Here is a 25,137-nt window from a genome sequence, read left to right on the forward strand (position 1 = left end):
ATAAGAAAACACATGAGCATCGACCTGCAGACCCTCAAATGCGGCGAGTGCGGCAGCAGCGCGCTGCGCCGCACCGGCCTGAACGAATACACCTGCGCGCACTGCGGCTCGATGTCGCTGGTGGAGGACGACGTGTCCGACCGCCTGGAGCGCGTGCTGCAGCAGGTCAAGCACCACGCCGGCCAGCAGATCGCGGCCGAACAGGCGCTTCGCCAGAAGCAGATGGTGCGCACGATCGGCTTCGTCGTGATCGGCTTTCTCGGCGTGGCGGTGGCCGTCCAGGTCGCGATGCTGCTGTTCGGCTCCGGCAAGCGCAGCGATACGCCTTCGGTGGCGCGCGCGATCGTCGAGCGCACCATCGCGACCGACGGCCTGAAGCTCTCCGAGCCGCGCCAGGTGCTGGTCGGCGAGCGGCCGAAGCTGCTGGTGCTGGCGCGCAACGAGACCGGCCGGCCGCTCGAACGGCCCGGCCTGAAAGTGGTGTTCCACGACGGCGACACGCGGCTGAACGAACGCAGCGAAAGCCTGCCGATCGACGTTCTGATGCCCGGCGAGTCCGCGCCCGTGCTGGTCGACCTGCCCTCGGGCCAGAACGTCACGCGGCAGGACGTGATGGTCGAGAAGCTGTCCGAACCCCGCAGCGCCGCCGAAGGGCCGCGCCTGGCGTTCTCGCGCGTGCGGCTGGTGCAGCAGGGCGAGCGCGTGCGCCTGGTCGGGCGCCTCGTGCATGCGGGCGCCGCGGGCGCACCGGCGTTCGGCAGCATCGAGGCGCTGGTCACGCTGTACGACGACGCGGGCCAGGTGATCGGCGTCGGGCGCGGCCATGCGCCGGGGTCCGAGCTGGCGCCCGGCGCACGCACGGCGATCGATGTCGATCTCAGCCGCTTCGGCCGCGGCGCCGCCATCGCGGCGTGGGACTACCGCATCGGCTACCGCACCGTCACGCCCTCGGGCGCGCGCACGACGGTGCTGAGCGCCGACCGCGTGATCCGCACGGCCGGCGCGCCGGAGGCTTTCCACCCCGACCTGCAGCTGGGCACCGAAGACCTGCTGGCCGACGACAGCGAGCGCTTCGACCCGCGGCAGCTCGAACTGCTGCCACTGGTGGCGGGGCGCAGCACGATCCAGCGGCCGCTGTTCATGACCGAGCTGGTGAACCGCAGCACCGACGCCATCGCCATCGCGCCCGGCGCCGTGATCTCGCGCTTCGGCGGCAGCACGGCCGACGGCACCACGCGCCTCGATGCGCTGGCCTACCTGTACCCGGGCGAGCGCTTTCCGATCCTGCTGGAGCCCAAGGCCGTGGACCGCATCACGCAGACCCGCGTCGAGTGGAAGCCGATGCGCCGCGCCGCACTGCCCGGCCCGCGCAAGCCGCTGGAGGTGCAGGTGACGGGCACCCAGGCCGGCACCGGCAGCGTGCTGCTCAACTTCAGCCAGCGCTTCACCTACAAGAGCGTGGAGGTCACGGGCACGGTGAAGAACCCCGGCACGGCCATCGCGGCCAAGGTGCGCCTGTGGGTCAGCCTGCGCGACCGCAACGACCAGCTGACCGGCTTCAAGCTGATCGAGAACCTGCCGGCCATCGCGCCGGGCGAGAGCGTGCCCTTCCAGGTCCACGTGACGCAGCACGGGCGCGATTTCGCGAGCGTCGCGACGCTATACCAAACCGAATAGCCCCGCGCGTGACGGCATCGGGCGGTTCGCGCCATGATCGCGCCATGATTCCGCTTTCGATCCTCGACCTTTCCCCGATCACCGAAGGCAGCGATGCCGCGCAGTCGTTCCGCAACTCGCTGTCGCTGGCGCAGCACGGCGAGAAGCTGGGCTACACGCGCTACTGGCTGGCCGAGCACCACGGCATGCCGGGCATCGCGAGCGCGGCCACGGCCGTGCTGCTGTCGCACGTGGGCGCGGGCACCTCCACCATCCGCATCGGCGCCGGCGGCGTGATGCTGCCGAACCACTCGCCGCTGGTGATCGCCGAGCAGTTCGGCACGCTGGAGTCGCTGTACCCGGGGCGCGTCGACCTGGGCCTGGGCCGCGCGCCCGGCTCCGACCAGCGCACCGCGCGCGCCCTGCGGCGCAACCTGGAGTCGGACGCCGACCAGTTCCCGCAGGACGTGATGGAGCTCATGGACTTCATGTCGAAGAACCCGCAGCAGGCCGTGCGCGCCGTGCCCGGCGCGGGGCTCGAGGTGCCGGTGTGGATCCTGGGCTCGAGCACCTTCGGCGCGCAGCTGGCGGCGCACCTGGGGCTGCCGTATGCCTTTGCCTCGCACTTCGCGCCGCAGCAGATCATGCAGGCCATCCAGATCTACCGCGAGACCTTCAAGCCTTCGGCGCAGCTGCAAAAGCCGTATGTGATGCTGGGCTTCAACGTGTTCGCGGCCGACACCGACGCCGAGGCCGAGTTCCGCGCCACCTCGTGGCAGCAGGCCTTCGTGAACCTGCGCAGCGGCCGCCCGGGACGCCTGCCGCCGCCGGTGGAGAACTACCGCCAGAAGGTCGGCCCGGCCGAGAACGCGCTGCTCGACTCGGTGCTGTCGTGCTCCGCGGTGGGCTCGGTCGAGACGGTGAAGCAGGGCGTGGAAGCGTTCGTGGCGCGCACCGGCGCCGACGAACTCATGATCACCTCGCAGGTGTTCGACCACGCGGCCCGGCTGCGCTCCTACGAGCTGCTGGCCGAAGCGTTCGGCCAGAAGAAGTAAGGCTCCGTCCTAGGCCCGCTTGCGGGCTTCCTCGTCCACGAGGTCCTTCTTCGAGAGCTTGCCCACGGCGGTCTTGGGCAGCTCGGCGCGGATCTCGAGCGCGCCGATCATCTCGTGCTTGCCCAGGCGGTTCTTCAGGAAGGCCTTGAGCGCGTCGAGCGTGAGGTCGTCCGCGCCGTCCTTCAGTTTCACGAAGGCCTTCGGCGACTGCCCGCGGTACTCGTCAGGCACGCCGATCACGCAGACCTCGGCCACCGACGGGTGCTCGTACACCGCCTCCTCGAGCACGCGCGGGTACACGTTGTAGCCGCCGCACAGCAGCATGTCCTTGGTGCGGTCGACGATGTAGAGGTAGCCGTCGGCGTCCATCTTCGCGACGTCGCCGCTGCGGAAGTAGCCGTCGGCCGTCATCGACTCGGCGGTGGCCTTCGGGTTGTTCCAGTAGCCCTTCATGACGTTCGGGCCCTGCACGCACAGCTCGCCGGGCTCGCCGAACGCGGTCACGTCCTTCGTCGGGTCGTCCAGGCTCACGAGCTTGATGCGCACGCGCGGCAGCGGCATGCCGCACGAGCCGGCCTTGCGCACGCCGCGCGCGGGCGTGAAGGTGCCCACGGGCGAGGTCTCGGTCATGCCCCAGCCTTCGTTGAGGTGGCAGCCGGTGAGTTCGAAGAAGCGCTGCTCCACCTCCACCGGCAGCGGCGCGCCGCCGGAGCCGCAGAACTTCAGCGAGCGCAGGTCCATCTCCTTGGCCTTGGGGTGCGCAAGGATGGCGGTGTACATGGTCGGCACGCCGGGGAACACGCTGATCCGGCTGGCCGCGAGCTCGTTCATCACCGCATCGACATCGAAGCGCGTGTGCAGCACCAGCGCTGCGCCCAGGCGCACGCCCAGCAGCATCGCGGCGCTGAGCGCGAAGATGTGGAACAGCGGCAGCACGACCAGGAAGCGCTCCTTGCCCTCGTCGAGGATCGGCGGCTCGCCGCGCGTCGATTCGTAGTACTGGGCGGAGGCCGCCGTGAGGTTGGCGTGCGTGAGCATCGCGCCCTTGGGCAGGCCGGTGGTGCCGCCGGTGTACTGCAGCACGACGATCTCTTCGGCCAGGTCGCCCAGCGGGTAGGTCTGGTGCGTGCCTTCGCTCTTGAGCAGGTCGGTGAAGCGCACGTGGCGCGCGTCCACCGGCACGGGCGCGATCTGGCCCGCACCCTGCAGCTGCGCCTGCACCTTGTCGCCCGCCGCACCGTAGTCGCCGAGGCTGCCGACCACCAGCGTCTTCAGGCGCGAGCTGTCGAGCAGGCGCGCCATCAGCGGGTAGAGATTCACTAGGTCGAGCGTGACGAGGATGTCGGTGCGGCTGTCCTCGATCTTGTGGGCCAGCACGCGCTCGGCGTCCAGCGGCGAGTAGTTCACCACCGTGCCGCCGGCCTTGAGCACGGCGAAGAAGGCGATCGGGTAGTGCGGCGTGTTCGGCAGGTACAGGCCGACATGCACGCCCGGCTTCACGCCCAGGTCCTGCAGGCCCTTGGCGGCGCGGTCGACCGCTGCGCCGAGCTGGGCGTAGGTGAGGACCTGGCCCATGAACTCCACGGCCGAATGGCCGGGCCAGCGCGCGACCGCTTCGTCGAGCATCTGCTGCACCGGCTTGACGGGCAGGTCGGCGTCCCAGCGCATGCCGGGCGGGTAGTTGCGCGTCCAGGGGGTGGGGTCGCCAGAGAGGGAAGGGGTCGCCATGCGTGTTGTCTCCGCTGTGTTTCGGGGCACTGTAGCGCCGGCCTTTCGCATCGTGGAGTGGCGGCTGACAAGCCGGCGACACGGGTTTTCCCGATTTCCCACACGCCGGATGCCCCTGTCGCCGGGCTGGGACAATGGCGGGCTTATGGCAAAAAAACGGATCGTGGTCGGGCTGAGCGGCGGGGTGGACTCCGCGGTCACCGCGCACCTGCTCAAGCAGCAGGGGCACGAGGTGGTCGGCATCTTCATGAAGAACTGGGAAGACGACGACGACAGCGAGTACTGCTCGTCGAACATCGACTTCATCGACGCCGCCAGCGTGGCCGACGTGCTGGGCATCGAGATCGAGCACGTCAACTTCGCCGCCGACTACAAGGACCGCGTCTTCGCCGAGTTCCTGCGCGAGTACAAGGCCGGCCGCACGCCGAATCCCGACGTGCTGTGCAACGCCGAGATCAAGTTCAAGGCCTTTCTCGACCACGCCATGCGGCTGGGCGCCGAGAAGATCGCCACCGGCCACTACGCCCGCGTGCGCCTCGACGAAGCCACGGGCCGGCACGAGCTGCTCAAGGGGCTCGACAACTCGAAGGACCAGAGCTACTTCCTGCACCGCCTGAACCAGGCGCAGCTGTCGAAGACGCTGTTCCCGGTCGGCGAGCTGCACAAGACCGAGGTGCGCCGCATCGCCGAAGAAATCGGCCTGCCCAACGCGAAAAAGAAGGACTCGACCGGCATCTGCTTCATCGGCGAGCGGCCATTCCGCGACTTCCTGAACCGCTACATCTCCAAGGAGCCGGGCCCGATCAAGGACGACCGCGGCCGCAAGCTCGGCGAGCACCAGGGCCTGAGCTTCTACACGCTGGGCCAGCGCCAGGGGCTGGGCATCGGCGGCGTGAAGGAGAAGGGCGCCCAGCGCGGCGCGGGCGACCATTCGCCCTGGTTCGTCGCGCGCAAGGACGTCGAGAAGAACACGCTGTGGGTGGTGCAGGGGCACGACCATCCGTGGCTGCTGTCGTCCGAACTGAAGGCGGACGACGCGAGCTGGGTGGCCGGCGAGGCGCCCACCGCGGGCGCCTACGGTTCGAAGGCGCGCTACCGGCAGGCCGATGCAGCCTGTGAACTGGGCGAGGGCGCCAACGGCGCCTTCAGCCTGCGCTTCGGTGCGCCGCAATGGGCGGTCACGCCGGGGCAGTCGGCCGTGCTGTACGACGGCGAGCGCTGCCTCGGGGGCGGCGTCATCGTCTGAGCCGGCCTCAGCGGGGCTGCCGCACGCCGTCTTCGGTGTGGATCAGCGCGAGCGGATGCCGCTTGCCGGCCAGGTAGTCCTCGATGCAGCGCAGCAGCAGCGGGCTGCGATGGCGCGCCACGCTGGCACGGATCTCGTCCACGGTCATCCACAGCGTGCGCACTATGCCTTCGTCGAGCGCACGGCCTTCTTCGCGTGCGCCCAGTTCGCCGGTGAAGGCAAAGCGCATGTAGGTCACGTCGGGCTGCTCGGCCGAGCGCGCCATGTACACGCCGAGCAGCGCGGTCGGCGTGAAGGCGTGGGCCGTTTCCTCGAGCGTCTCGCGGATGCAGCCGTCCTCGGGCGACTCGCCGGGGTCGAGGTGGCCGGCCGGGTTGTTGAGCTTCAGGCCGTCGTCGGTCTGCTCTTCGACGAGCAGGAAGCGGCCGTCTTGCTCGATCACCGCGGCCACGGTGACATTGGGTTTCCAGCGTGTGGGCATCGTGGGCGCGAGTCTATCGGCATCTCGGCTATCGCACGACATAGCCGCTGAAGCGCCAGATGCGGTCGGCGTCGAGCCGGAAGCTCACCCGTTCGCGCAGCGTGCGCTCGGGCGTGTTGCCGAAGCGGGTCTCGTACTCGACGCTGACGTACTGGCCGGCCGCATCGGCGTCCGGGTCGGTCACGACCTGCCGGTGCACGGCCACCCAGGTGCGCTGCTGCGGCCCGCCGAGCGGGGCGCGGCTTTTGGCCACCTTGCTGGCGAAGTCGGTGCGGGTGATGCGCTTGCGGGTGGCGGGCGTGGCGCCGTCCCACAGCTCGCCGGCCTGGTCGCGGTCGATCATCTGGATCGCCTGCAGGCCGCCGCGCACCATGTCGCTGGCCTCGACGTCTTCAGCGAGGGCGGGGAACAGGCCGCTGCACAGCAGGAGCAGCGCGGCCAGGAGGAGCCGGGGCATGGGGAAGGGCACTTGTTCGGACAGAACAAGTTGGAGGCCGACGGGGAGGAGGGGTTCCCCGCCCGGCCTGCCGGGGCGAGCGCTCAGCGCGCGTTGGAAGCTGCAGCGGCGGGCCGTGTGTCGACCTCGATGGTTTCCAGCCGGTAGCCCAGGCCGTACACCGCCAGCAGCAGGAAGCCGTTCGACGGACGCAACTCGAGCTTGGTGCGCAGGCGCGACACGTGGGTGTCGAGCGAACGCGACAGCGCCTCAACCCCCAGCCCCCAGACCGCCTCGTGCAGGTGCTCGCGCGAGAGCAGGCGCCCCAGGTTCTGGAACAGGAAGAGCGCGAGTTCGTACTCGCGGTTCTTCAGTTCGACCAGCTCGCCGTGGACCCGGATGGTGCGCGAGGGCGGAAAGAAGTGGTACGGGCCGAACACCATTTCGGGCTCGTTGCGCGAGGGGTAGGCGCGGCGCAGCAGGGCGTTGATGCGGGCCTCGAACTCGATCGGGCGCAGCGGCTTGGCCATGAAGTCGTCGGCGCCGACATTGAGGCCTTCGACCATGTCGCTGTCGTCGTGGCGCTCGGTGACGAACAGGATCGGCATGCGGCTCTTGTAGTCCTGCCGGATCGTCTTGACGACGTCCGGGCCGTTCATGTCCGGCAGGCGCCAGTCGAGGACCAGCAGGTCGAAGGTTTCGCGGCGCATGGCGTGCAGCAGCGCCTTGCCGGCGGCGTACGTGTGGCACTCGTGACCGAGGCTCGCCATGGATTGGTTGATCAACCGGAGTTGGTCCGGCTCGGTGTCGAGTACTGCAATGCGCATTCCATTCCCTTGTTCCGCCCTGTGTGGACCTCTATGTGTCCGCAATATGAATCGAAGTGTATCTATCTGCGTCTGAAATCATTGCTGTGAATTGCTATTAATTCACGCAAATTGATTTTATGTATGTGGTTCAATTGCCAATTGAATCCAATTGGTGTTAGTTGATTGCAATCTAGAACCAGAGCGAGCGAAGGCGCCACAAGCGCTTCTGCGGCGGTCACCCGTGTTTCCCCCGGGGTCGTACCGGCCGCCAATTTGCTATCAATTAAATAGCTACATGTGCAGTGCCTGCGGGCGTTGAGCAGCAAAAAGAACGCGGCATTCTGGCGACAGGTGCGCTTGTAATCTTGCTGTAAGCTCTGCCCGCAATCCGTGCTGCCCCTTCCCCCTGAGGAGAACTCTATGTTGATAGGCGTGCCTGCCGAGACAGCGGCTGGCGAAACCCGAGTGGCCGTTACACCCGAAACGGTGAAGAAACTGGTGGCCTCCGGGCACACCGTGCGCGTGCAGGCAGGTGCCGGCATTGCAGCCAGCGTCACCGACGCGGCGTACCAGACGGCAGGCGCCGAGATCACCGATGCGGCCGGGGCGCTCTCCGCCGACATGGTGCTCAAGGTGCGCACGCCCAGCGACGCCGAGGCGGCGCAGCTGAAGGCCGGCGCGGTCGTCATCGGCATGCTCAATCCTTTCGACGCGGCCGGCCTGCAGCGCCTGGCCGCCGCGGGTGTCACGGGCTTCGCGCTCGAAGCCGCGCCGCGCACCACGCGCGCCCAGAGCATGGACGTGCTCAGCTCGCAGGCCAACATCGCCGGCTACAAGGCCGTGATGATCGCGGCCGACAAGTACCAGCGCTTCTTCCCCATGCTGATGACCGCCGCCGGCACCGTGAAGGCCGCGCGCGTCGTCATCCTGGGCGTCGGCGTGGCCGGCCTGCAGGCCATTGCCACGGCCAAGCGCCTGGGCGCCGTCATCGAGGCCTCGGACGTGCGTCCGAGCGTCAAGGAACAGATCGAGTCGCTGGGCGGCAAGTTCATCGACGTGCCCTACGAGACGCAGGAAGAGAAGGACGCGGCCGAAGGCGTCGGCGGCTACGCCCGCCCGATGCCCGCCAGCTGGCTCACGCGTCAGCAGGCCGAGGTCGCCAAGCGCGTCGCGCTGGCCGACGTGGTCATCAGCACCGCGCTCATCCCGGGCCGCGCCGCGCCCACCCTCGTCACCGAGGACATGGTCAAGTCGATGAAGCCGGGTTCGGTGATCGTCGACATCGCGGCCGGCAAGGGCGCCGACGGCATCGGCGGCAACTGCCCGCTGTCGGAGGCCGACAAGACCGTGGTCAAGCATGGCGTGACCATCGTCGGCGAAACCAACCTCGCGGCGCTGGTGGCGGCCGACGCGTCGGCGCTCTATGCGCGCAACGTGCTCGACTTCCTCAAGCTCGTCGTCACGAAGGAAGGCGCGCTCAAGATCGACCTCGAGGACGACATCGTCGCCGCCTGCCGCGTCACGCAGGACGGCCAGGTCACGCGCAAGTAAGAGCAGGCTGCCTTCCATGAACCGCACCATGCTCCGCGCGAAGCTGCATCGCGCCACCGTGACCGAAGCCGACCTGCACTACGAAGGCTCGTGCGGCATCGACGAAGACCTGCTCGACGCGGCCGACATGCGCGAGTACGAAAAGATCGAGCTGTACAACGTCAACAACGGCGAGCGCTTCTCGACCTACATCATCAAGGCGGCGCGCGGTTCGGGCGCCATCTCGCTCAACGGCGCGGCGGCGCGCAAGGCGCATGTGGGCGACCTGCTCATCATCTGCACCTACGCCCCCATGACCGAGGCCGAAGCCGCCGATTACAAGCCCAAGGTGGTGCTGCTTGGCGATGCCAACCGCATCAACGAAGTCAAGAAGCTCTGACAGGGCACGAAAGACCGAACGAGGAGAACACAACACCATGGAAATCGTTTCGCACACCGTCATCAACCTGACCATCTTCGTGCTGGCCATCTACGTCGGCTACCACGTGGTCTGGACCGTCACGCCCGCGCTGCACACGCCGCTCATGGCCGTGACCAACGCCATCTCGGCCATCGTGATCGTGGGCGCCATGCTGGCCGCCGCGCTCACCACCACGCCGCTGGGCAAGACCATGGGCGTGCTCGCCGTGGCGCTGGCCGCGGTGAACGTCTTCGGCGGCTTCCTGGTCACGCGCCGGATGCTCGAGATGTTCAAGAAGAAAGACAAGAAGGCCGCCCCCAAGGCTGCAGAGGGAGCCGCCAAGTGAGCATGAACCTCGTCACGCTGCTGTACCTCGTTGCCAGCGTCTGCTTCATCCAGGCCCTGAAGGGCCTCTCGCATCCCACCACCTCGATCCGCGGCAACGTCTTCGGCATGACCGGCATGGCGATCGCCGTGCTGACCACCATCGCGCTGGTTCACGCGCAGGCGCGCGCCCTCAACGTCGACTTCACCACCGGCATCGCCTGGGTGCTGGCCGCCGTCGTGGTCGGTGGCGGCCTGGGCGCCTTCATGGCCAACAAGGTCGAGATGACCAAGATGCCCGAGCTGGTCGCCTTCATGCACAGCATGATCGGCCTGGCCGCGGTGTTCATCGGCGTGGCCGCGGTGGCCGAGCCCTGGGCCTTCGGCATCACCGCCGCGCCCGTGGCGGCTGTCGTCGGTGCGCGCACGCCCGACGGCGCGGTCCTCTTCGAGGGCTTCGTGCGCCATGCCATTCCTTATGGCAACCGGCTCGAGCTGTTCCTGGGTGCGGCCATCGGCGCCATCACCTTCAGCGGTTCGGTCATCGCCTTCGGCAAGCTCTCGGGCAAGTACAAGTTCCGCCTGTTCCAGGGCGCGCCGGTGCAGTTCTCGGGCCAGCACATGCTGAACCTGGTGCTGGGCCTGGCGACCATCGCCCTGGGCCTGGTGTTCGTGGCCACCGAAAGCTGGCCGGCGTTCTTCGCGATGCTGGCGCTGGCCTTCGTGATGGGCGTGCTCATCATCATCCCGATCGGCGGCGCCGACATGCCGGTGGTGGTGTCGATGCTCAACAGCTACTCGGGCTGGGCGGCGGCCGGCATCGGCTTCAGCCTGAACAACGCGATGCTGATCGTGGCCGGTTCGCTGGTGGGCTCTTCGGGCGCGATCCTGAGCTACATCATGTGCAAGGCCATGAACCGCTCGTTCTTCAACGTGATCCTGGGCGGCTTCGGCGGCGAGGCAACCACCGCCACCGACGGCGCCAAGGAACAGCGCCCCGTGAAGAGCGGCAGCGCCGACGACGCGGCCTACATGCTGTCCAACGCCGAGACGGTGATCATCGTTCCGGGCTACGGCCTGGCCGTGGCGCGCGCCCAGCACGCCGTGAACGAACTGGCCGAGAAGCTCACGCACAAGGGCGTCAACGTGAAGTACGCCATCCACCCCGTGGCCGGCCGCATGCCGGGCCACATGAACGTGCTGCTGGCCGAGGCCGAGGTGCCCTACGACCAGGTGTTCGAGATGGAGGACATCAACGGCGAGTTCGCGCAGGCCGACGTGGCGATCATCCTGGGCGCCAACGACGTGGTGAACCCGGCCGCGCTCACCAAGGGCACGCCGATCTACGGCATGCCGATCCTGGAAGCCTACAAGGCCAAGACCGTCATCGTGAACAAGCGCTCCATGGCCGCCGGCTACGCGGGCCTGGACAACGAGCTCTTCTACATGGACAAGACCATGATGGTCTTTGGCGATGCGAAAAAAGTAGTGGAAGATATGGGCAAGGCCATCGAATAGGCCGAAGGTCCGTGCCCGCGATGCGGGCCTGATCGTCGCGGCGCCTCACGTGCGCCGTTTTCGTTTTTAAAAACTCATCCGACTCCGAGGAGACACATCCATGACCGAACGCCCCTGGCTCAGCAGCTACCCGCAAGGCGTGCCCGCCGACATCGACGCGTCGCACTACCCGTCGCTGGTGGCGCTCATGGAGGAGAGCTTCACCAAGTACGCCGACCGCACGGCCTACAGCTTCATGGGCAAGGACGTGAGCTACGGCGAGACCGACAAGCTCAGCAAGGCCTTCGCGTCCTACCTGCAGGGCCTGGGCCTCGTGAAGGGCGACCGCGTCGCCGCGATGATGCCCAACTGCCCGCAGTACCCGATCGCGGTGGCCGCCATCCTGCGCGCCGGCCTGATCCTGGTGAACGTGAACCCGCTGTACACGCCGCGCGAACTCGAGCACCAGCTCAAGGACTCGGGCGCCAAGGCGATCATCATCATGGAGAACTTCGGCACCACGCTGCAGCAGTGCATCGCGAGCACGCCGATCAAGCACATCGTGCTGGCCTCCATGGGCGACCGGCTCGGCTTCCTGAAGGGCGCGCTGGTCAACTACGTGGTGCGCAACGTCAAGAAGCTGGTGCCGCACTTCAGCCTGCCGGGCGCCGTGCGCTTCAACGACGCACTCGACAAGGGCGCGGGCGGTTCGCTCAAGCCCGTGGCCACCGGCCCCGACGACGTGGCCGTGCTGCAGTACACCGGTGGCACCACCGGCGTGTCCAAGGGCGCGGTGCTGCTGCATCGCAACGTGATCGCCAACGTGCTGCAGTCCGAAGCCTGGAACGAGCCCGTCATGGCCAAGGTGCCGGCCAACGAGCAGCCCACCAGCGTGTGCGCGCTGCCGCTGTATCACATCTTCGCGTTCACGGTCGGCATGATGCTGAGCATGCGCACGGGCGGCAAGCTGATCCTGATCCCGAACCCGCGCGACATTCCCGGCGTGCTCAAGGAACTGTCGAAGCACACCATCCACAGCTTCCCGGCCGTCAACACGCTGTTCAACGGGCTGGCGAACCACCCCGACTTCAACACCGTCAACTGGAAGAACCTGAAGGTCTCGGTCGGCGGTGGCATGGCGGTGCAGGCCGCGGTGGCCAAGCTCTGGCTCGAGAAAACCGGCTGCCCCATCTGCGAAGGCTACGGCCTCTCGGAAACCTCGCCCTCGACCACCTGCAACCCGACCAACAGCACCGCCTACACCGGCACCATCGGCCTGCCGCTGCCGAGCACCTGGCTCAAGCTGCTGGACGACGACGGCAACGAGGTGCCCACCGGCGAGCGCGGCGAGATCGCCATCAAGGGCCCGCAGGTCATGGCCGGCTACTGGCAGCGCCCCGACGAGACCGCCAAGGTCATGACGCCCGACGGCTACTTCAAGAGCGGCGACATCGGTGTGGTCGACGAGCGCGGCTACTTCAAGGTGGTCGACCGCAAGAAGGACATGATCCTGGTGTCGGGCTTCAACGTGTACCCGAACGAGATCGAGGACGTGGTGGCGATGCTGCCCGGCGTGCTCGAATGCGCCGCGGTCGGCGTGCCCGACGAGAAGACCGGCGAGGCCGTGAAGCTCGTCATCGTCAAGAAGGACGAGTCGCTCACCGAAGCGCAGGTGCGCGAGTACTGCCGCGCCAACCTCACGGGCTACAAGCAGCCGCGCGTGATCGAGTTCCGCACCGACATGCCCAAGACCCCGGTGGGCAAGATCCTGCGGCGCGAGCTGCGGGATAGCAAGAAGTAGTAAGGGTTCCGCCCGGGTGGGGCCGGGGCATCGATCTTGCATATTCGCGGGTCGATGCTCAGATTCATCTATGTCCGCCTAGGCTTGCTCGTGCCGACCTTCATCGGCATGACGCTGCTGGCCTTCTTTCTCATCCGGCTGGTGCCGGGTGACCCCATCGAGACGATGGCCGGCGAGCGCGGGATCGACCCCGCGCGCCACGCCGAACTGCGCACCGCCATGGGCCTGGACAAGCCCCTGCTCGTGCAATACGGCATCTACATCGGCCGCGTGCTGCAGGGCGACCTGGGCAAGTCGCTCATCACGCAGGACACGGTGATGAGCGAGTTCCTCGCGCTCTTTCCGGCCACCGTCGAACTCGGCGTCTGCGCGATTCTCTTCGCGCTGCTGCTGGGGCTGCCGGCCGGCATCCTCGCGGCGGTGCGGCGCAACTCCATCTTCGACCACGGCGTGATGGCCACGTCGCTCACCGGCTACTCGATGCCGATCTTCTGGTGGGGCCTGCTGCTCATCCTGTTCTTCTCGGTGCAGCTGGGATGGACGCCGGTGTCGGGCCGCATCTCGGTGCAGTACTTCGTCGAGCCGCAGACCGGCTTCCTGCTGATCGACGCGCTGCGCGCCGGCGAGACCGAGGCCTTCTGGTCGGCGCTGCACCACCTCATTCTTCCGGCCATCGTGCTGGGCACCGTGCCGCTGGCCGTCATCGCGCGCATGACGCGCTCGGCCATGCTCGAGGTGCTGGGCGAGGACTACATCCGCACCGCGCGCGCCAAGGGCCTGTCGCGCTTTCGCGTGGTGGGCCTGCATGCGCTGCGCAATGCGCTGATCCCGGTCGTCACGGTGATCGGCCTGCAGATCGGCGTGCTCTTCACCGGTGCGATCCTGACCGAGACCATCTTCTCCTGGCCCGGCGTCGGCAAGTGGCTCATCGAGGCCATCGGCCGGCGCGACTACCCGGTGCTGCAGGGCGGCATGCTGCTGCTGGGCGGCATCGTGATGCTGCTCAACCTGCTGGTGGACATCGCCTACGGCGTCATCAACCCGCGGATCAGGCATTGAGTCGATGACGAGCAACACCCACGCAGTTCCCCCCGGCTCGCAGGCCTCGGCGCCTCCCGGTCCCTGGCGCGAGTTCTGGACCGCCTTCTCGGCGAACCGGGGCGCGGTCATCGGTCTCGTCACCATCGTGGTGCTGCTGCTGGTGGCGCTGTTCGCGCCGTGGATCGCGCCGCATGCACCGAACGAAACCAACGCCGCCGCTTTCCTCAAGCCGCCGGCCTGGCAGGAAGGCGGCTCGTGGACCTACCTGCTGGGCACGGACGCCATCGGGCGCGACATCCTGTCGCGGCTCATGCACGGCGCGCGGCTGTCGCTGTCGATCGGCGTCGCGGTGGTGGCGCTGTCGGTGGTGGTGGGCGTGGTGCTCGGGCTCGTCGCCGGCTTCTTCCGCGGCGCGCTGGAGATCACGATCATGCGCATGATGGACATCATCCTCACGATGCCCAGCCTGCTGATGGCCATCGTGATCGTCGCGATCCTCGGGCCGGGGCTCGTCAATGCCATGCTCGCGGTGGCCATCGTGGTGCTGCCGCACTACGTGCGCATCACGCGCGCCACGGTCATCGCCGAGGTCTCGCGCGACTACGTGACCGCGGCGCGCGTGAGCGGCGCCAGCACGCTGCGCCTGATGTTCCGCGAGGTGCTGCCCAACTGTTCGGCGCCGCTGATCGTGCAGGCCTCGCTGGGCGTCTCGACCGCCATCCTCGATGCGGCGGCGCTCGGCTTCATCGGCCTGGGCGCACAGCCGCCGTCGCCCGAGTGGGGCACGATGCTGGCCGATGCGCGCGAGTTCGTGCTGCGCGCGTGGTGGGTCGTGACCTTTCCGGGGCTCGCCATCCTTGCGGCCGTGCTGGCCTTCAACCTGCTGGGCGACGGGCTGCGCGATGCGCTCGACCCGAAGCTCAAGCGCTGACGCAAAGGAGAGAACAGATGCCTTTGCTGGACATCAAGGACCTGCACGTCGAGTTCCCCACGCAAGGCGGCGTGCTGCACGCCGTCGACGGCGTGAGCCTCACGCTCGAAGAGGGCGAGGTGCTCGGCATCGTCGGCGAATCGGGCTCGGGCAAGAGCGTCACGATGATGGCGCTGATGGGCCTCGTCGGCTTCCCGGGCCGCGTGCGCGCGGACCACATGCGCTTTGCGGGCAAGGACTTGCTCGGCATCTCCGACAAGGCCCGCCGCACGCTGGTCGGCAAGGAGGTCGCGATGATCTTCCAGGAGCCGACCACCAGCCTCAACCCCTGCTTCACCATCGGCTTCCAGTTGATGGAAACGCTGCGCCTGCACCTGAAGCTCGACAAGCGCGAAGCGAAGAAGCGCGCCACCGAACTGCTCGAACAGGTCGGCATCCCCGCCGCCTCGTCGCGCCTGGGCAGCTACCCGCACCAGCTCTCGGGTGGCATGAACCAGCGCGTGATGATCGCCATGGCCATCGCCTGCAACCCGCGCCTGTTGATCGCCGACGAGCCGACCACCGCGCTCGACGTGACCATCCAGGCGCAGATCCTCGACCTGCTGCGCGACCTGCAGAAGGAGCGCGGCATGGCGCTCGTGCTCATCACGCACAACATGGGTGTGGTCAGCGAGATGGCGCAGCGCATCGCCGTGATGTACGCGGGGCAGGTGATGGAGCACCAGCGCGTCGATCGTTTGTTCGCATCGCCGCAGCACCCCTACACCGAGGCGCTGCTCGCGGCGCTGCCCGAGCGCGCCGCGCCCGAGGGGCGGCTCGCCACCATCAGCGGCGTGGTGCCCGGCGTGCACGACCGGCCCGCGGGCTGCCTGTTCGCGCCGCGCTGCGGCTACGTGACCGAGCGCGCCTGCCAGGTGCGACCTGCGCTGCGTGCGTGGCAGGGCGCCGAGGTGCGCTGCCACTTTCCGCTCGGCGAGCCGGGGCGCGCCGAAGCCATCGCGCACGACCCGCCGCGCGCCGCCGTCGCGGAGGTGCTGCCATGAGCGACGTGTCGCCACCGGAGATCGTCGCCGAGGCGCGCAACCTGCAGCGCACCTACGCCGTGCGGCGCGGGCTGTTCCGCGCACCGGCGCAGCTGCGCGCCGTGGGCGACATCTCGTTCCGCCTCGAGCGCGGCCGCACGCTCGCGGTGGTGGGTGAATCGGGCTGCGGCAAGTCGACGCTCGCGCGCATGGTCGCGCTGATCGAGAAGCCCACGGCCGGGCAGCTGACGCTGATCGGCGCCGATGCCGTGAGCCCGCCGCATGAACGCAAGCGCGAGCTGCGCCAGGCCGTGCAGCTGGTGTTCCAGAACCCGTACGGCTCGCTCAACCCGCGCAAGAAGATCTCGGCGGTGCTCGAAGACCCGCTGGCCATCAACACCACGCTGAGCAAGCCGGAGCGCGCCGAGCGCGCGCGCGAGATGCTGGCCCGCGTCGGCCTGCGTCCCGAGTACGCCAACCGCTACCCGCACATGTTCTCGGGCGGCCAGCGCCAGCGCATCGCCATCGCGCGCGCGCTCATGCTGTCGCCGCGCCTCCTGGTGGCCGACGAGCCGGTGTCGGCGCTCGACGTGTCGATCCAGGCGCAGGTGCTGAACCTGCTGGCCGACCTGCAGGCCGAGCTGGGGCTGGCCTACCTCTTCATCTCGCACGACCTGGGCGTGGTGCGCCACATCGCGCACGACGTGCTCGTGATGTACCTGGGCCATGCGGTGGAGCAGGGCCCCAAGTCACGCATCTTCGCGCGGCCGCTGCATCCGTACACGCAGGCGCTGCTGGCCTCGACGCCGGGGCTGAGCAGCCAGCGCATCGTGCTCAAGGGCGAACTGCCGTCGCCGCTGGACCCGCCTTCGGGCTGCGTCTTCAGCACGCGCTGCCCGCACGTGCAGCCGCGCTGCCGCGAGGAGCGCCCCGCGCTGCGCGCGCTCGACGAGCGGCTGGTGGCCTGTCACTACGCCGAGCAGTTTCTCGATGGCGCGCCTGTCGTGCGCGCCGATGGTCCCGTGCTCGCCGCGTCCTGAAGAAGAGTGGAGTGGCGATTTTTTCAACCCTGTCTCGAGGAGTCCCCATGAAGACCCAGTCCTCCGTTTCGCGCCGCTCACAAAAGCTGGCGCTCCTGGCACCGGCAGCGCTCACGGCTCTTACCCTGGCCTGCGGCGCCGTGTCAGCCAAGACGTTGGTGTACTGCTCCGAAGGAAGCCCGGAAAACTTCTATCCGGGCATGAACACCACCGGCACGTCCTTCGACGTGACCACGCAGGTCTACAACACCATCGTCGAGTTCGAGCGCGGCGGCACCAAGGTGATGCCGGGCCTGGCCGAAAAATGGGACATCTCGGCCGACGGCACCGTGTACACCTTCCACCTGCGCAAGGGCGTGAAGTGGCACACCACGAGCAAGAGCTTCAAGCCCACGCGCGACTTCAACGCCGACGACTTCATCTTCATGCTCGAGCGCCAGTGGAAGGAAAGCGATCCCTTCTTCAAGGTCACGAGCCAGAACCACTCGTACTTCAACGACATGGGCATGCCCAAGCTGCTGAAGTCGGTGGACCGCATCGACGACCACACGGTGAAGATCACGCTCAACCAGGCCGAGGCGCCGTTCCTGGCCAACCTGGCGATGCAGTACGCGGGCATCCAGTCGAAGGAATACGCCATCGCGATGCTGAAGGCCGGCACGCCCGAGAAGGTCGACCAGGACCCGGTCGGCACCGGGCCGTTCTACCTCGTGCAGTACCAGAAGGACGCGATCATCCGCTTCAAGGCCTTCCCGCAGTACTGGGGCGGCAAGGCCAAGATCGACGACCTCGTGTTCGCGATCACGCCCGATGCGTCGGTGCGCTGGGCCAAGCTGCAAAAGGGCGAGTGCCACGTCATGCCGTACCCGAACCCGGCCGACCTCGACGCGATCCGCAAGGACCCGAACGTGCAGGTGCTGGAGCAGCCGGGCCTGAACGTGGGCTACCTCTCGTACAACACGACGAAGAAGCCCTTCGACGACGTGCGCGTGCGCAAGGCCATCAACATGGCGATCAACAAGAAGGCCATCATCGACGGCGTGTACCTCACGACCGGCGTGGCGGCGAAGAACCCGATCCCGCCCACGCTGTGGTCCTACAACGATGCCGTGAAGGACGACCCGTACGACCCCGAAGCCGCCAAGAAGCTGCTGGCGCAGGCCGGCTTCCCCGACGGCTTCAGCACCGACCTGTGGGCCATGCCGGTGCAGCGCCCGTACAACCCGAACGCCAAGCGCATCGCCGAGCTGATGCAGGCCGACCTGGCCAAGATCAACGTCAAGGCCGAGATCAAGAGCTTCGAGTGGGGCGAGTACCGCAAGCGCCTGCAGGCCGGCGAGCACCAGATGGGCATGCTGGGCTGGACCGGCGACAACGGCGACCCGGACAACTTCATGTACACCCTGCTGGGCTGCGCCTCGGCCAAGTCGGCCAGCGGCAGCAACATCTCGAAGTTCTGCTACCAGCCCTACGAAGACCTCGTGGTGAAGGCCAAGAGCGCGACCAAGCAGTCGGAGCGCGACGCGCTCTACAAGAAGGCGCAGGTCATCTTCAAGGAGCAGGCGCCGTGGTTCACCATCGCGCACGCGGTGCAGCTGAAGCCGGTGCGCAAGGAGGTCGTCGACTTCAAGCTGAGCCCCTTCGGCCGCCACACCTTCTACGGCGTGGATATCAAGTAAACCCCCAGGCTTCGCGCACTTCGTGTCGCTACGCCAACCCCCTTGCAGGGGGCAACACCTGCGGCCCGGCAAAGCCGGTTCCGCGGTGTTCCTGGAATAGAGAAAGTCTTGTTTTGAGTTCTGTTGTGTTGTCCACGCCCATCGCCATCGTCGCGGCCATGCACGAGGAGCTCAGTGCGCTCCTCGCGCGCATGCCCGACGAGCAGCGCGTGCGCGTGGCCGGCCGCGACTTCTGGGTCGGCCACCTGCAGGGCCAGCCCGTGGTCGCGGTGCTGTCGCGCATCGGCAAGGTCGCGGCGGCGGTCACGGCCACGGTGCTGCTCGAGCGCTTCGGCGTGTGGGCGATCGTTTTCACGGGCGTGGCGGGCGGGCTGGCACCGGGCGTGAATGTCGGCGACGTGGTCGTGGCGACCGAGCTGCTGCAGCACGACATGGACGCCTCGCCGATCTTTCCGAAGTACGAGGTGCCGCTGATGGGGCGTTCGCGGTTCGCGGCCGATGCGGCCATTGGCGATGCGCTGGCGGCGGTGGCCGAAGGCACGCTGCGCGATCCGGTGAGCCTGGTGGGGCAGAAGGCTGTCGATGAATTCCATCTGCGTGCACCGAGGGTGCATCGCGGCCTGCTGATCAGCGGCGACCGCTTCGTGTCGACCACCGCGGAGTGCGGGGCCCTGCAGCGCTCGCTGCCCGACGCGCTCGCCGTCGAGATGGAGGGCGCGGCGATGGCGCAGGCCTGCCACGACTACGGCGTGCCCTTCGCGGCGCTGCGGACCATCTCGGACCGCGCCGACGATGCCGCGCACGGCGACTTCACGCGCTTCGTGGCCGAGGTGGCGAGCCGCTACAGCCTTGCGCTGGTCGACGCCTGGCTCGCCTCCCTGCCGCGCGACGCGGCCTGAAGAACCCGCCTACGGCGCGAGCCGGCGCAGCTGCGGCAGGTCGCGCAGCAGCGGCGGGATCGACAGCGCCAGCAGCAGCGCGGCCAGCGGCACGACGCAGATGAAGCCCACGTGCTTGAAGCCCAGCGCACCCACGGCGCCGCCGAGCACGAACATGGCGACCAGCCCGCCGCAGCGGCGCAGCCGGCTGCGGTCGTGGCGCACCGGCAGCGGTGTGGACGGCGCGCGCCGGTTCCAGTAGAGCATCTTGCCCAGCTCGATCCCCACGTCGGTGATGTTGCCGGTCATGTGGGTGGTGCGCGTGCTGCCGCCCGAGGTCTTCGACGCCACGGCGTTCTGCAGCCCCATGATGAAGGACAGCAGCAGCACCGTGAGCGGCACCGCGAACGGCGTGGCCCAGGTCAGCGTGATGGCGCCGGCGAGCCCGAACGGGAACATCAGCGCGGCCTCCAGCAGCAGCGGCAGCGCGTACACGCCATGCAGCCGGTGCTGCCGCGCCCAGTTCACCAGCACCGCGCAGACCGCGGCGCCGCTCACGAACGCCAGGATCGCGCCCAGCGCGTTCAGCAGCAGCGTGAGGTTGCCCAGCACCATGCCGTCCGCCAGCTGCGAGGCGAAGCCGGTCATGTGCGAGGTGTACATGTGCAGCACGAGGAAGCCGCCCGCATTGATGGCGCCGGCGTTGAAGGCCAGCAGCAGTCCGAGCGCGGTGTTCGTAGACGGCGCGCGGTGGCGGTTGGTGAGGAAACGAAGTCTGCGCACGGGGCTCTCCAGGGTCAGCTGCCTGCCGGCAGTCACTCTAGCACCCAGTGTGAAGAACTACTTGAGCCAGCCGCGCCGGCGGAAGTACCACATCGGCACCAGCGCGCTGGCGGCCATCAGCGCGATGGCGTAGGGGTAGCCCATGGCCCAGTCGAGCTCGGGCATGAACTTGAAGTTCATGCCGTAGATGCTCGCGATCAGCGTGGGCGGCAGCAGCGCGACGCTGGCCACCGAGAAGATCTTGATGGTCTTGTTCTGGTTGATGTTGATGAAACCGACGGTCGCATCCATCAGGAAGTTGATCTTGTCGAAGAGGAAGGCCGTGTGGTTGTCCAGCGATTCGATGTCGCGCAGGATCTGCCGTGCTTCTTCGAACTGCTCGGCGTTGAGCATCTTGCTGCGCATCATGAAGCTCACGGCGCGGCGCGTGTCCATCACGTTGCGGCGGATGCGGCCGTTCAAGTCTTCCTGGCGCGCGATGGCGCCCAGCACCTCGCCGGCCAGCTCGTCGCTGACATTGCCCGACAGCACCTTCTTGCCGGCCACCTCGAGCTCGTCGTAGATGTTCTCCAGCGTGTCGGCCGAGTATTCGGCGTCGGCGTCGAAGAGCTTGAGCATCACTTCCTTGGCGTCTTCGATCAGCCCCGGCGCGCGGCGTGCGCGCATGCGCAGCAGGCGGAACACGGGCACGTCTTCGTCGTGGATCGAGAACAGCACGCCGCGGCTGCGCAGGTCGGTGTTGTGCTGGTTGAGGATGAAGGCGACGCGCACCGTGCGCGGGTCTTCGTCGTCGTCGATCAGGAAGTCGGAGCGGATGTGCAGCTCGCCGTTGTCTTCCTCGTAGAAGCGGGCCGACTCCTCGATGTCCTCGTCCATCGCGTCTTCGGGAATCGAGAGGCCGTAGTACTGCTTGATCCAGCGCTTTTCCTCGAGCGTGGGCGACTCGAGGTCGACCCAGATCGGCTGGAACTTGGAGAGCTCTTCGAGCGACTCGATCTCTTCCTGGACGAGGCGGCCGTTGGCGAGCGTAAAGATGTTGAGCATGGGCTCACTCCCGGGGGTGACTGAACGATGGGCGAGGGCGGGGCGCTTTCAATTCCCGCGGACCCGGCGTCAGTACATCACGCGCAGCGTCGCCAGGGAGTTGAAAGCTGCCGAGACGGGGCGGTTTCCATGGGGAGTCTCCGGTTGCAGCGAGGCGCGATTATGTCACCGGCCACAGGGCGACAAGGCACTCGAACTGGACGGACATACAGTAAAGTCGTGCCCATGCAGACCCCTGCGTCCCCCGTTCTTTCCACCCCTCCGAAGACGCAAGCCGAGCGCCTGGCCGCGGCGCTTGCCGCGCTCAACGACGACCAGCGCGCGGCGGTCGAGCATGGCGTGGGCGCAGCGGTCGGCGCCGACCACCGGCCGCTGCTCGTGATCGCCGGTGCCGGCTCGGGCAAGACCAGCACGCTGGCGCACCGCGTGGCGCACCTCATCGCGGACGGGGTCGATCCGCAGCGGCTGCTGCTGCTCACCTTCTCGCGCCGCGCCGCGCAGGAAATGGAGCGCCGCGCGGGCCAGGTGCTGGCGCGCGTGCTGGGCCTGAAGTCGGAGCGCCCGCCCGCGTTGCCGTGGGCCGGCACCTTCCACGGCATCGGCGCGCGGCTGCTGCGCGAGTACGCCGCGCAGATCGGGCTGGACGAGAACTTCACCATCCACGACCGCGGCGACGCCGAAGACCTCATGGGGCTGGTGCGGCATGAGCTGGGCCTGTCGTCCACGGTCAACCGCTTCCCGCGCAAGGGCACCTGCCTGTCGATCTACTCGCGCTGCGTGAACACGCGAGCGCCGCTGGCCGCCGTGCTGAAGGACAGCTTTCCCTGGTGCGCCGAGTGGGAGGCGCAGCTCAAGACGCTCTTCGGCGCCTACGTCGAGGCCAAGCAGCAGCAGAACGTGCTCGACTACGACGACCTGCTGCTCTACTGGGCCGAGATGGTCGCCGAGCCCGCGCTGGCCGCGCACGTCGGCGCGCGTTTCGACCACGTGCTGGTCGACGAGTACCAGGACACCAACCTGCTGCAGGCCGAGATCCTGCGCGCGATGAAGCCCGACGGGCGCGGCGTGACGGTGGTGGGCGACGACGCGCAGTCGATCTACTCGTTCCGCGGCGCCACGGTGCGCAACATCCTCGACTTTCCTTCGCAGTTCAGCCAACAGGCGCGCATCGTCACGCTGGAGCGCAACTACCGCTCGACGCAGCCGATCCTCGACGTGTCGAACCGCGTCATCGCGCAAGCCGCCGAGCGGCACGCCAAGACGCTGTGGACCGACAAGCCCTCGGCCGGCAAGCCGGTGCTGGTGCTCGTGCCCGACGAGGCCGGGCAGGCGCGCTGGGTGGCCGACAAGATCCTGGCGCACCGCGAAGGCGGGCTGGCGCTGAAGTCGCAGGCGGTGCTGTTTCGCACTTCGTCGCACAGCGCGGCGCTCGAGCTGGAACTGGCGCGGCGCAACATCCCGTTCGTGAAGTTCGGCGGGCTCAAGTTCCTCGAGGCCTCGCACGTGAAGGACCTGCTCGCCGTGCTGCGTTTCGCGCAGAACCCGCGCGGGCGCATGGCGGGCTTCCGGGTCACGCAGCTCATCCCCGGCGTGGGGCCGGCCACCGGCACGCGCCTGCTCGACGCGATGGACCAGGCGGCCGACCCGGCCGCGGCCGTGCGCGACTTCGTGCCGCCGTCGGCCGCGCGCGAACAGTGGGCCGACTTCGCCCAGGCCTACGCCGCCTTGCGCGCGCCGTCGCTGCAGTGGCCGGCCGACGTGGAGGTGGCGATGCAGTGGTACCAGCCGCACCTGGAGCGGCTGTACGAAGACACCTCGGGCGTGCGGCGCGCCGACGTCGAGCAACTGGCGCGGCTGGCGGCCGGCTATGGCTCGCGCGAGCGCTTTCTCACCGAGCTCACGCTCGACCCGCCCGAGGCCACCAGCGATCGGCCCGGCCCGCCCTCGCTCGACGAGGACTACCTGATCCTGTCGACCATCCATTCGGCCAAGGGGCAGGAGTGGAACTCGGTGCACGTCATCAACGTGGTCGACGGCTGCATGCCGGCCGACGTGGCGCAGGGCGCGCACGAGCTGGAAGAAGAACGGCGCCTGCTCTACGTGGCGATGACGCGGGCCCGCGATCACCTGCACCTGGTGATGCCGCAGCGCTTCCACATCACGCAGCAGGCGGCGCGTGGCGACCGGCACCTGTACGCCAACCGCACCCGCTTCATCACGGAGTCCGACCTGGCGGGCTTCGAGTTGCAGACCTGGCCGCCGCCGCCGGTGCTGCCGCCCGCGGTGCCGCCGCCGGCCGCGGTGATCGACCTGCGCAACCGCATGCGCGCCGCCTGGCGCTGAACGGGCCGGCCCTTCGGGCGTGAGGGTCACTGCGCGCTGCACATGGAAACACTTGCTTCCAATGTGCCGCAACGGCATGCCACTGCACAGGGGCAGCTATGGAATCAATAGCGGATTAGGGCATGCAATACACCGGTCCGTCACTCGGGCAAGCCCCGGTATTGCAATACCGTGACAGCTTGGGCATAGTGAATCCGACCGCCCCCTTTCTTCATCTCCCTTCCTCTTCCCCCTCTCTCCCAACCTCACCTGTTTCGCCGGCCACGCTTCATCCCGGAGCGCGGTCATTTCCCCAACCGTCAATTCTCAGGAGGTCATTCATGAATTTGACGATCAGCGGTCATCACCTCGACGTCACACCTGCCTTGCGCACCTACGTCACGAGCAAGCTGGACCGGATCACGCGACATTTCGACCAGGTGGTCGATGTCAAGGTGATCCTCACGGTGGAAAAGCAGAAGGAAAAGGAACGCCGCCAAAGGGCGGAGTGCAACATTCACGTCAAGGGCAATGACATGTTCGCGGAATCGAGCCACGCTGATCTGTACGCCGCGGTTGATGAGTTGGTCGACAAGCTCGACCGCCAGGTGGTCCGCCACAAGGATCGCCTGCAGGACCACCATCACGTGGCGCCCAAGCGCGTGATGTAAACGCCGGGCCCCGCGCCCCGCATCTCAGGCCGCCTTCGGGCGGCCTTTTGTTTGTCTGACCACATTGGTGGGGCTTTGCAAGGGCCTCCAGAGGAAGCGACGCCTCACGGCAACACATGTAGACGAAAGTAATTAGGGGGACTGGGGGTTTTTACCGAGGAGGTGCATAATCGCCCCGCTCTGACCCCACCATGAATCGCCTCGCGTCCATCCTGCCGCCCGCTCAAGTGCTCGTGAGCGTTGACGCCACCAGCAAGAAACGTGCTTTCGAAGAAGCCGGCCTGCTGTTCGAGAGCCTTCACGGTCTGGGCCGTGCCCTCATCACCGACAGCCTGTTTGCGCGCGAGCGCCTCGGCTCCACCGGTCTGGGCCACGGCGTCGCCATTCCGCACGGCCGCATCAAGGGCCTCAAGGCGCCGATGGCCGCGGTGTTCCAGCTGGCGAACCCCATCGGCTTCGACGCCCCCGACGAGCAGCCCGTGGCGCTGCTGATCTTCCTGCTGGTGCCCGAAGCGGCCACGCAGAAGCACCTCGAAATCCTGTCCGAAATTGCCGAGCTGCTGAGCGACGCCGGCCTGCGCGAGCAGATCAAGTCCAGCACCGACGCCGCCGCGCTGCACGGCCTCATCGCCGGCTGGCAGTCGACCCAGGTCGCCTGAGCGCACGCGCCGGGCCGGCCGCTGCTGATAAGCTGCGGCGACGCTTTTCTCTCCCTCCATCCTGACCAGAATGCCGGCGTTTT

General features: G+C 67.8%; 23 protein-coding genes. 17 read left to right on the plus strand and 6 right to left on the minus strand.

What is annotated here, in order from left to right:
• Positions 1 to 12 precede the first annotated feature (12 nt).
• Both AC1RGU_RS25405 and AC1RGU_RS25410 read left to right on the plus strand, forming a co-directional pair.
• Positions 13 to 1,677: an FxLYD domain-containing protein gene (locus tag AC1RGU_RS25405; RefSeq protein ID WP_492698936.1), complete on the plus strand. Its 1,665-nt coding sequence runs from the start codon at positions 13 to 15 to the stop codon at positions 1,675 to 1,677.
• Positions 1,678 to 1,721: 44 nt separating this feature from the next.
• Complete coding sequence (locus tag AC1RGU_RS25410; protein WP_307636121.1) at positions 1,722 to 2,711, plus strand: LLM class flavin-dependent oxidoreductase; 990 nt, start codon at positions 1,722 to 1,724, stop codon at positions 2,709 to 2,711.
• 9 nt (positions 2,712 to 2,720) lie between these two features.
• On the opposite strand, the gene AC1RGU_RS25415 is transcribed toward AC1RGU_RS25410, so the two are convergent.
• The gene (locus tag AC1RGU_RS25415; protein WP_492698938.1) at positions 2,721 to 4,439 is read right to left on the minus strand and encodes a long-chain-fatty-acid--CoA ligase; all 1,719 of its coding nucleotides are present in this window, start codon (positions 4,437 to 4,439) and stop codon (positions 2,721 to 2,723) included.
• 145 nt (positions 4,440 to 4,584) lie between these two features.
• Here AC1RGU_RS25415 and mnmA point away from each other — a divergent pair, with 145 nt between their 5' ends.
• Positions 4,585 to 5,685, plus strand: coding sequence for a tRNA 2-thiouridine(34) synthase MnmA (gene mnmA, locus AC1RGU_RS25420; RefSeq protein WP_492698940.1), 1,101 nt, complete (start codon positions 4,585 to 4,587; stop codon positions 5,683 to 5,685).
• Between the two features lie 7 nt (positions 5,686 to 5,692).
• Here the strand turns inward: mnmA and AC1RGU_RS25425 are convergent, their stop codons facing one another.
• The 3 genes from AC1RGU_RS25425 to AC1RGU_RS25435 all read right to left on the minus strand — a co-directional run bounded on the left by AC1RGU_RS25425 (position 5,693) and on the right by AC1RGU_RS25435 (position 7,429).
• Positions 5,693 to 6,166 carry an NUDIX hydrolase gene (locus AC1RGU_RS25425; RefSeq protein ID WP_492698942.1) on the minus strand — a complete coding sequence of 158 codons (474 nt, stop codon included), beginning with the start codon at positions 6,164 to 6,166 and terminating at the stop codon, positions 5,693 to 5,695.
• A gap of 28 nt (positions 6,167 to 6,194) precedes the next feature.
• Complete coding sequence (locus tag AC1RGU_RS25430) at positions 6,195 to 6,623, minus strand: DUF4019 domain-containing protein (RefSeq protein ID WP_492698944.1); 429 nt, start codon at positions 6,621 to 6,623, stop codon at positions 6,195 to 6,197.
• A gap of 83 nt (positions 6,624 to 6,706) precedes the next feature.
• Positions 6,707 to 7,429, minus strand: coding sequence for a response regulator transcription factor (locus AC1RGU_RS25435; RefSeq protein ID WP_369630987.1), 723 nt, complete (start codon positions 7,427 to 7,429; stop codon positions 6,707 to 6,709).
• Positions 7,430 to 7,831: 402 nt separating this feature from the next.
• Between AC1RGU_RS25435 and AC1RGU_RS25440 the strand changes: the two genes are divergently transcribed.
• From AC1RGU_RS25440 to AC1RGU_RS25490, 11 genes are all read left to right on the plus strand, one after another.
• Complete coding sequence (locus tag AC1RGU_RS25440; protein WP_095743297.1) at positions 7,832 to 8,962, plus strand: Re/Si-specific NAD(P)(+) transhydrogenase subunit alpha; 1,131 nt, start codon at positions 7,832 to 7,834, stop codon at positions 8,960 to 8,962.
• 16 nt (positions 8,963 to 8,978) lie between these two features.
• The gene (panD, locus tag AC1RGU_RS25445) at positions 8,979 to 9,341 is read left to right on the plus strand and encodes an aspartate 1-decarboxylase (protein ID WP_062481508.1); all 363 of its coding nucleotides are present in this window, start codon (positions 8,979 to 8,981) and stop codon (positions 9,339 to 9,341) included.
• 37 nt (positions 9,342 to 9,378) lie between these two features.
• On the plus strand, positions 9,379 to 9,708 hold the full coding sequence (locus tag AC1RGU_RS25450) for an NAD(P) transhydrogenase subunit alpha part 2 (RefSeq protein ID WP_062481510.1): 330 nt from the start codon (positions 9,379 to 9,381) through the stop codon (positions 9,706 to 9,708).
• Positions 9,705 to 11,204: an NAD(P)(+) transhydrogenase (Re/Si-specific) subunit beta gene (locus AC1RGU_RS25455; protein WP_492698946.1), complete on the plus strand. Its 1,500-nt coding sequence runs from the start codon at positions 9,705 to 9,707 to the stop codon at positions 11,202 to 11,204. The genes AC1RGU_RS25450 and AC1RGU_RS25455 overlap by 4 nt, the downstream gene beginning before the upstream one ends.
• Before the next feature lie 100 nt (positions 11,205 to 11,304).
• Positions 11,305 to 12,984, plus strand: a complete 1,680-nt coding sequence (locus AC1RGU_RS25460; protein ID WP_492698948.1) for a long-chain-fatty-acid--CoA ligase — start codon at positions 11,305 to 11,307, stop codon at positions 12,982 to 12,984.
• Positions 12,985 to 13,038: 54 nt separating this feature from the next.
• Positions 13,039 to 14,043, plus strand: a complete 1,005-nt coding sequence (locus AC1RGU_RS25465) for an ABC transporter permease subunit (RefSeq protein ID WP_095743299.1) — start codon at positions 13,039 to 13,041, stop codon at positions 14,041 to 14,043.
• 4 nt (positions 14,044 to 14,047) lie between these two features.
• On the plus strand, positions 14,048 to 14,956 hold the full coding sequence (locus tag AC1RGU_RS25470) for an ABC transporter permease subunit (RefSeq protein WP_492698950.1): 909 nt from the start codon (positions 14,048 to 14,050) through the stop codon (positions 14,954 to 14,956).
• 17 nt (positions 14,957 to 14,973) lie between these two features.
• The gene (locus tag AC1RGU_RS25475) at positions 14,974 to 15,999 is read left to right on the plus strand and encodes an ABC transporter ATP-binding protein (RefSeq protein ID WP_307636116.1); all 1,026 of its coding nucleotides are present in this window, start codon (positions 14,974 to 14,976) and stop codon (positions 15,997 to 15,999) included.
• A complete protein-coding gene (locus tag AC1RGU_RS25480) occupies positions 15,996 to 17,018 on the plus strand; it encodes a peptide ABC transporter ATP-binding protein (RefSeq protein WP_492698952.1) in 1,023 nt (340 codons plus the stop codon). Before AC1RGU_RS25475 ends, AC1RGU_RS25480 begins: the two co-directional genes overlap by 4 nt.
• 47 nt (positions 17,019 to 17,065) lie before the next feature.
• The gene (locus AC1RGU_RS25485; RefSeq protein WP_070063394.1) at positions 17,066 to 18,697 is read left to right on the plus strand and encodes an ABC transporter substrate-binding protein; all 1,632 of its coding nucleotides are present in this window, start codon (positions 17,066 to 17,068) and stop codon (positions 18,695 to 18,697) included.
• Positions 18,698 to 18,825: 128 nt separating this feature from the next.
• Positions 18,826 to 19,596, plus strand: coding sequence for a 5'-methylthioadenosine/adenosylhomocysteine nucleosidase (locus tag AC1RGU_RS25490; RefSeq protein ID WP_492699082.1), 771 nt, complete (start codon positions 18,826 to 18,828; stop codon positions 19,594 to 19,596).
• A gap of 9 nt (positions 19,597 to 19,605) precedes the next feature.
• On the opposite strand, the gene AC1RGU_RS25495 is transcribed toward AC1RGU_RS25490, so the two are convergent.
• Both AC1RGU_RS25495 and corA read right to left on the minus strand, forming a co-directional pair.
• Positions 19,606 to 20,358: a YoaK family protein gene (locus AC1RGU_RS25495; RefSeq protein WP_062481040.1), complete on the minus strand. Its 753-nt coding sequence runs from the start codon at positions 20,356 to 20,358 to the stop codon at positions 19,606 to 19,608.
• A gap of 57 nt (positions 20,359 to 20,415) precedes the next feature.
• Positions 20,416 to 21,402: a magnesium/cobalt transporter CorA gene (gene corA / locus AC1RGU_RS25500; RefSeq protein ID WP_056584267.1), complete on the minus strand. Its 987-nt coding sequence runs from the start codon at positions 21,400 to 21,402 to the stop codon at positions 20,416 to 20,418.
• Between the two features lie 225 nt (positions 21,403 to 21,627).
• Between corA and AC1RGU_RS25505 the strand changes: the two genes are divergently transcribed.
• From AC1RGU_RS25505 to AC1RGU_RS25515, 3 genes are all read left to right on the plus strand, one after another.
• Positions 21,628 to 23,745, plus strand: coding sequence for an ATP-dependent helicase (locus AC1RGU_RS25505; RefSeq protein ID WP_492698954.1), 2,118 nt, complete (start codon positions 21,628 to 21,630; stop codon positions 23,743 to 23,745).
• 320 nt (positions 23,746 to 24,065) lie between these two features.
• Positions 24,066 to 24,395 (plus strand): ribosome hibernation-promoting factor, HPF/YfiA family, encoded by a 330-nt coding sequence (hpf, locus tag AC1RGU_RS25510; protein WP_013538898.1) that lies wholly within the window; start codon positions 24,066 to 24,068, stop codon positions 24,393 to 24,395.
• Between the two features lie 191 nt (positions 24,396 to 24,586).
• Complete coding sequence (locus AC1RGU_RS25515) at positions 24,587 to 25,054, plus strand: PTS sugar transporter subunit IIA (RefSeq protein ID WP_042581318.1); 468 nt, start codon at positions 24,587 to 24,589, stop codon at positions 25,052 to 25,054.
• The last annotated feature ends 83 nt before the right edge of the window (positions 25,055 to 25,137 follow it).

The organism is Variovorax sp. GW823-FHT02B07, assembly GCF_058797695.1.

Coding starts and splice junctions, on each gene's coding strand:
- hpf (WP_013538898.1), top strand. CDS start 24,066: ATGAATTTGACGATCAGCGGTCATCACCTCGACGTCACACCTGCCTTG.
- AC1RGU_RS25485 (WP_070063394.1), top strand. CDS start 17,066: ATGAAGACCCAGTCCTCCGTTTCGCGCCGCTCACAAAAGCTGGCGCTC.
- panD (WP_062481508.1), top strand. CDS start 8,979: ATGAACCGCACCATGCTCCGCGCGAAGCTGCATCGCGCCACCGTGACC.
- AC1RGU_RS25475 (WP_307636116.1), top strand. CDS start 14,974: ATGCCTTTGCTGGACATCAAGGACCTGCACGTCGAGTTCCCCACGCAA.
- AC1RGU_RS25515 (WP_042581318.1), top strand. CDS start 24,587: ATGAATCGCCTCGCGTCCATCCTGCCGCCCGCTCAAGTGCTCGTGAGC.
- AC1RGU_RS25415 (WP_492698938.1), bottom strand. CDS start 4,439: ATGGCGACCCCTTCCCTCTCTGGCGACCCCACCCCCTGGACGCGCAAC.
- corA (WP_056584267.1), bottom strand. CDS start 21,402: ATGCTCAACATCTTTACGCTCGCCAACGGCCGCCTCGTCCAGGAAGAG.
- AC1RGU_RS25430 (WP_492698944.1), bottom strand. CDS start 6,623: ATGCCCCGGCTCCTCCTGGCCGCGCTGCTCCTGCTGTGCAGCGGCCTG.
- AC1RGU_RS25450 (WP_062481510.1), top strand. CDS start 9,379: ATGGAAATCGTTTCGCACACCGTCATCAACCTGACCATCTTCGTGCTG.
- AC1RGU_RS25460 (WP_492698948.1), top strand. CDS start 11,305: ATGACCGAACGCCCCTGGCTCAGCAGCTACCCGCAAGGCGTGCCCGCC.
- AC1RGU_RS25505 (WP_492698954.1), top strand. CDS start 21,628: ATGCAGACCCCTGCGTCCCCCGTTCTTTCCACCCCTCCGAAGACGCAA.
- mnmA (WP_492698940.1), top strand. CDS start 4,585: ATGGCAAAAAAACGGATCGTGGTCGGGCTGAGCGGCGGGGTGGACTCC.
- AC1RGU_RS25440 (WP_095743297.1), top strand. CDS start 7,832: ATGTTGATAGGCGTGCCTGCCGAGACAGCGGCTGGCGAAACCCGAGTG.
- AC1RGU_RS25425 (WP_492698942.1), bottom strand. CDS start 6,166: ATGCCCACACGCTGGAAACCCAATGTCACCGTGGCCGCGGTGATCGAG.
- AC1RGU_RS25405 (WP_492698936.1), top strand. CDS start 13: ATGAGCATCGACCTGCAGACCCTCAAATGCGGCGAGTGCGGCAGCAGC.
- AC1RGU_RS25410 (WP_307636121.1), top strand. CDS start 1,722: ATGATTCCGCTTTCGATCCTCGACCTTTCCCCGATCACCGAAGGCAGC.
- AC1RGU_RS25465 (WP_095743299.1), top strand. CDS start 13,039: ATGCTCAGATTCATCTATGTCCGCCTAGGCTTGCTCGTGCCGACCTTC.
- AC1RGU_RS25435 (WP_369630987.1), bottom strand. CDS start 7,429: ATGCGCATTGCAGTACTCGACACCGAGCCGGACCAACTCCGGTTGATC.
- AC1RGU_RS25480 (WP_492698952.1), top strand. CDS start 15,996: ATGAGCGACGTGTCGCCACCGGAGATCGTCGCCGAGGCGCGCAACCTG.
- AC1RGU_RS25470 (WP_492698950.1), top strand. CDS start 14,048: ATGACGAGCAACACCCACGCAGTTCCCCCCGGCTCGCAGGCCTCGGCG.